This is a genomic window from bacterium (genome assembly GCA_024226335.1).
In the GTDB taxonomy this organism is placed as follows: domain Bacteria; phylum Myxococcota_A; class UBA9160; order SZUA-336; family SZUA-336; genus JAAELY01.
In genome coordinates, this window is record JAAELY010000179.1 from 1 (window position 1) to 6,004 (window position 6,004).

Here is a 6,004-nt window from a genome sequence, read left to right on the forward strand (position 1 = left end):
GAAGGAGACGCCCCGCCGGTCGGCCAACAGAGATTCGATCACCGCTTCGAAGCGACGGGTAATCGCCGCGCGCAGCAGTTCCCGTCTCGAGCCGAAGTAGTGGTAGATGTTGCCGCGATTGACGCCAGCCCCATCGGCGACCTCGCGGAGATTGAGACCGGCCAGCACGCCGTTGCGTCGAATCAGGTCGAGGGCGGCATCGATGAGTCGACGCTCGGTGTCGGCCCGATTTTGCTTGGTCTTCGCTTTCGTCTTCGTGGCCATCGATCGACTCGCCTTCTCCGGCCTGGCTTGCAAGAGGACCGGCCGTCGGTCATACTTGCCGATGCAAGATTAGCATAACGCTAATGATGTTTGACGCGGTGGTCAAGTGCCTCCGGATATTTTGGGGAGAGCCTCCAGATATTCTGGGGAGAGCCTCCAGATATTCTGGGGATAGGGAATGATGAAGAAGTTCCTCTATTTCCTGATCGCCCTGGTCGTGTTAGTCGGCGCGGCCGCTGCGGTGTTATTCAACGTGCCCGCTGCCCAGGATGCGCTCGCCAAGCGTGTTGCGACTACCTTTCTGGGACGGACGCCCGAACGTCTGGACGGCCTACGCGTCATCGTCTGCGGGAGCGCGTCGCCGCTGGGCAGGGGTCTCGAGCGCGCCCAGGCCTGTATCGCGGTGGTCACCAACGAACACTTTTTTCTGTTCGATGTCGGTGCACGCTCGCCACTCAGGATGGCCCAGGCTCGGCTGCCCATGGCGCGCATCAACGGCGTCTTCCTTACGCACTTCCACTCGGATCACATCGCCGCCCTGCCGGACGTGAACCTGGCCTCCTGGGTGCAGGGCCGACCCGCTCCACTCGATGTTTACGGCCCAACCGGGGTGCAGTCGGTGGTGGACGGATTCAACGCTGCTTATGGGCTGGATCGCGGCTACCGCACGGCCCATCACGGCGCAGCGCGACTGCCTCCCGAGATTGGCCCGATGCGGGCGCAGCCGATCAACCCGGGAGAGGTGGTGTGGCAGGATGACCTCCTCACCGTGACGTCGTTCGCCGTCGAGCATCCGCCCATCGAGCCTGCGGTGGGCTACCGGGTCGATTATCGCGGCCGGTCGGTCGTCATCTCCGGAGATACCAACGCCGCCGACGGCCTGTTCGCCGCGGCAAAAGGCGCAGACCTCCTACTCCACGACGCGCTGTCGCGCACCGTGCTCGACCCGATGATCAAAGCCGCGACGGATCTCGGCCGGCCGGCGGCTGAGATCATGATCGACGTCATCGACTATCACGCCGATGTGACGTCGCTACCGGCCCGCGCGGCCGGGGCGGGCATCAAGCGTCTCGCCCTCTACCACCTGGTGCCGGCCCCACCGAACGCGCTGGTCGAGAGGATGTTTCTGCGCGGGCTGCCGGATGACGTCATTCTCACGCGCGACCTACACACCTTTGATCTGCCCGCGGACTCTGACGAGATCCGCATCACGGAGCCCTGAATCATGAACCCTCGCACACAGATTCTCAGTATCGGATCCATCGCTTTGTTATGCGTACTTGCTTCGTCGGGTTGCGAGGATGTCGCGAACGTCGGAGTTGCGAGCAAGGTCAGCTCGGGCCAGTCGTCGGGTCGGGTCATGACGGATGACGTGATCTTCGAACCGATCATGGACACGATGTCGCTTCGGCCCGAGGCGAACCCCGAGCGCAATGTCTACTACGGCGATCTGCACGTCCACACAGAATACTCCTTCGATGCCTTCGCATTCGGCACCCAGGCAACACCACGCGACGCTTACCGCTACGCCAAGGGCGAGGCGATCCAGCACCCAGCTGGCTACGAGATCAAGCTGAGCCGTCCTCTCGACTTCTATGCCGTGACCGACCACGCCATGTTCCTCGGTGTCGCGAAGGAGGCCGCCGACACCAGTTCCGAGCTCTCGAGGCTGCCGGTCAGCGAGATCGCCCACGACTTGAACGCGCCGGACAACCGCGGCCTTTTCACTCTGGCCACACGCGCCAAGGTCTTCGGCACACTCGTGTCGGGACTCATCGACCTGGTCTCGACCGGAGAAGTCGAGCGGCAGGAGATCGATGGCATCTCCCGGTCCGCCTGGCGCGACACGATCGAGGCGGCGGATGAGGCCTACGTGCCGGGCCGATTCACGGCCTTCGCCGGCTACGAGTACACCTCGTCGACCAGCGAGCGCGGCAATCTGCATCGCAACGTGATCTTTCGCGGTACCGACGATCTGCCCGAGCTGCCTTTCTCTCGTCTGAACTCCCGGAACCCCGAAGGCCTCTGGGACTGGATGGATGCGCTTCGAGAGCAGGGCATCGAATCGCTCGCCATCCCCCACAACTCGAATGGCTCAAACGGCGCGATGTTTCAGCGCGTGAACTGGGCCGGCGAGCCGATCGACGAGGCGTACGCCGCAAAGCGCATGCGCAACGAGCCGCTGGTCGAGGTGACACAGGTCAAGGGCACGTCGGAGACCCATCCTCTTCTCTCGGACACGGACGAGTGGGCCGGCTTCGAAATCATGCCCTATCGGGTCGGGACGAAGCGGCCGAGCGAGCCCACGGGCAGCTACGTGCGAGATGCCTACCGCACCGGCCTCGAGATCGCCGCCGGTGGCGCGATGAACCCGTACAAGTTCGGCTTGATCGGCTCGACGGACACCCACGTGGGTGGTGGATCCGATCGCGAGGATGACTACTTCTCGAAGGTCGGCTTGATCGATGCCACGCCCGAGCGACGCGGATCGATTCCCGCCGGTCGGCTGCTCGGGCTGGCCTTGAGCACTGTCGCGCCCAAGCTCGTGAACGAAGTCGACGGCACGACCTATCTGGAATTCAGTTCTTTCGAGTTCTGGGGCGCTTCGGGGCTGGCGGCGGTCTGGGCCGAAGAGAACACGCGTGAGGCGATCTACGGCGCGTTCCGCCGCAAGGAGACCTTCGCGACCTCGGGTCCGCGAATCAAACTGCGCTTCTTCGCGGGCTACGACTTCGACCCCGCTCTGCTCGACGCACCCGACGGAGTCACCCGTGCCTACGCCGAGGGCGTCACGATGGGGGCCGACCTCGCAGCAGACGGCGGTCGCGCACCGCGTTTCTGGGTGTGGGCGCTGGCCGATCCGATGGCCGCACCGCTGCAACGCGCGCAGGTGATCAAGGGCTGGGAGGAGGGCGGCAAGAGCCACGAGAAGGTCTTCGACGTCGCATGCTCCGATGGCCTGGAGGTGGATCCCGCGACCCATCGTTGTCCCGACAACGGTGCGCGAGTGAACCTCGCCGACTGCTCGTTCGACCCGGACAAGGGGGCCATGCAGTTGCGGACACTCTGGCAAGACCCGGAGTTTCGGGCCGATCAGGAGGCGTTCTACTACGTGCGCGTGCTCGAGAATCCGACCTGCCGCTGGTCCACCTGGGAGGCGGTTCGCGCCGGCGTCGAGCCCCGCAGTGACCTGCCCAAGACGGTGATCGAGCGCGCCTGGTCCTCGCCCATCTGGTACCGCCCGGGCCAGTCGTGAGCCGGAAATGATCAAGAAGATCCTACTTGGGTTCGTGGTCCTGCTCGTGCTCGCCGCCACCGTCGGGTGGTTCACGATCGGCCGAAACTTTCGCAACGCCAATCAAGCGTTCGGCCGCGAGAGCGCGCCCGCCGACTACGCGCTCCAGGACGATTCGAAGGTCGACGCCCCGGCGCCCGAACCGCTGGTCGTCCAGCCGCGCAACCCCCTCAAGAACGTCTATTGGGGCGACACGCACGTCCACACCCACGAGAGCTTCGACGCCACGCTCTTCGGCACGACGCTCACGATCGAGGATGCCTATCGCTTCGCGCGGGGCGAGGCGCTTCGCAGTGATGGCGGAGAGCGGATGCAGCTCTCGCGCCCCCTCGACTTCGTGGCGATCACGGATCACGCCGAGGGCTTCGGGACACGGACGCGCTGTGGCGACCCGGACCTCGGGTGGTTCGAGTCCTTCAACTGCTCCGTGATGGAGACGCCGAATATCGCCATCTTCCAGTTCATCAGGGGACGGGGCATGCGAGGCCGACAGGAGCTCGAACCGGACCCCGATGTGCCCCCCGGCGTCTACCGGCAGAGGGCGCGCGAGCACCCGGTTCGCAGCGCGTGGCCGATCTGCTCCCGAGGCGAAGGCGGTGTGGAGCGCTGCGAGCGCGACGCCCGAGCCGACTGGTCGAGTTACATTGCGCTCGCCGATGCCTACAACGAGCCGGGCGTGCTCACGACCTTTGCCGCCTACGAGTACTCGCCGGCCCTGCCGGATGGCGGCAAGCAACATCGAAACGTGCTCTTCAACGGCAACGGCCTGCCAGAGCACGCGATCTCCTCCATGGACGTGGGCAATGTCATCGACCTCTGGCGCGGGCTGGAGGCCAACTGCACGGGCGACTGCGACTTCCTCACGATCCCCCACAACATGAACAAGACCTGGGGACTCTTCTACAGTCGGTACACCTGGGATGGCGGGAGCTACGACGAGGAGGGGTGGCGTCTGCGCAAACGCCGCGAACCCCTGGCGGAGATCTATCAGATCAAGGGCGCTTCCGAGTGTGCACTCGGCGTCGGCGCTACCGACGAGGAGTGCGCGTTCAGTCAGGTGCTCTCGCCGTGTGAGCCAGGCGAGGAAACCGGCTGCGCGTTCGAGACGGGCTTTGCGAGGCAAGGCCTCAAGGTCGGCCTCGCGCTCGACCGGGAACTCGGCTTCAACCCCCTGGCCTTCGGCATGATCGGCTCGACCGACACACACAACGGGAATCCCGGCGACGTTGAAGAATGGGATTTCGTGGGCGCGGTCGGATTGATCTTTTCGCCCGCGATCCGGCGCTTGCGGGAACCACCGGTCGCCGATCCCGACCGAAAGCCGTACCAATCCATGCTGAAGTTCCACACGCCGGGAGGGTTGGCCGCAGTCTGGGCCGAAGAGAATACGCGCGACGCGCTCTTCGACGCCATGAAACGCCGCGAGGTGTACGCCACCTCGGGACCCCGCATGACGCTGCGCTTCTTCGCAGGCTGGGGCTTCGACGAGAGCATCGAAGCCGAGCGTGAGCCCATCGCATTGGCGACCTCAGGTGGAGTTCCGATGGGTGGCGTACTGCGTCCGACCGAGAGCGACACCGGGAGCCCCACCTTCTACGTTGCGGCGCAAGGCGATTGGATGAGCGCTCCCCTACAGCGCGTTCAAATCATCAAGGGTTGGATCGACGCGCAAGGGAAGACCCACGAGAAGGTCCGCGACATCGCCTGTACAGATGGTCTCGAGGTCGATCCGGCGACCCTGCGCTGCCCCGACAATGGCGCATCCGTCGACCTGATCAGCTGCAAGCCCACGGGAAACGCGGGTGCCATGCAGCTGATGAAGGCCTGGAAGGACCCCGACTTCGACCCCGCGCAGGACGCCTTCTACTACGTCCGCGTACTCCAGAACCCGACGTGTCGCTGGTCGACCTACGACGCCCTGCGCCTTTCGCGAGAGCCCGACCCGCGAGTCCCCGCGACGCTGCGCGAGCGCGTCTGGTCATCGCCGATCTGGATCGACGCCTCGTAGTGGAACCGGGGCAAGTACCCGGTCTGACCTGTCCCCAGTGGCGGGACCACCTTCTATGATGGCCCCGGCGACGGCCCATCACCCAGGCAGTCCCTGACCGACATAACACCCATACTCGGAGGTTCTCCGAAAACCCCATGTCCACACAAGAAACCGACCCGGACGACGCAAGCCAGGCGCTCAAACGGAAGCTCCTCGGCTTCGCCGCCGACTTCCCGTTCTTCAACCACATGGGCCTCGAGGTCGAGGACATCGGCCCGGGCTTCGCGCGCGTGAGCGTCGGGCTGGTCGACCACCTGCGGAACCCGAACGGGCAGATGCACGGCGGCGTGATTGCCACGCTCGTCGACATGAGCATCACCCAGGCCATGCTCATGACCGACACGTATCAGCGGGTGCGTGAGACCCGCGGCCTCATGACCAACGTGGATCTCCGC

At 64.9% G+C, this 6,004-nt stretch carries 5 protein-coding genes; 4 read left to right on the top strand and 1 reads right to left on the bottom strand.

Annotation, left to right across the window (positions count from 1 at the left end):
* On the bottom strand, positions 1–264 hold a 264-nt coding region (locus GY725_08935), incomplete at its 3' end, for a helix-turn-helix transcriptional regulator (GenBank protein ID MCP4004306.1).
* 181 nt (positions 265–445) lie between these two features.
* On the opposite strand from GY725_08935, the gene GY725_08940 reads away from it, so the two are divergent.
* The 4 genes from GY725_08940 to GY725_08955 all read left to right on the top strand — a co-directional run.
* Positions 446–1,486 carry an MBL fold metallo-hydrolase gene (locus tag GY725_08940; GenBank protein MCP4004307.1) on the top strand — a complete coding sequence of 347 codons (1,041 nt, stop codon included), beginning with the start codon at positions 446–448 and terminating at the stop codon, positions 1,484–1,486.
* A gap of 3 nt (positions 1,487–1,489) precedes the next feature.
* Positions 1,490–3,520, top strand: coding sequence for a DUF3604 domain-containing protein (locus GY725_08945; protein ID MCP4004308.1), 2,031 nt, complete (start codon positions 1,490–1,492; stop codon positions 3,518–3,520).
* Between the two features lie 7 nt (positions 3,521–3,527).
* On the top strand, positions 3,528–5,567 hold the full coding sequence (locus GY725_08950) for a DUF3604 domain-containing protein (GenBank protein ID MCP4004309.1): 2,040 nt from the start codon (positions 3,528–3,530) through the stop codon (positions 5,565–5,567).
* 137 nt (positions 5,568–5,704) lie between these two features.
* Positions 5,705–6,004: PaaI family thioesterase (locus GY725_08955; GenBank protein MCP4004310.1), on the top strand; the 300-nt coding region annotated here is incomplete at its 3' end.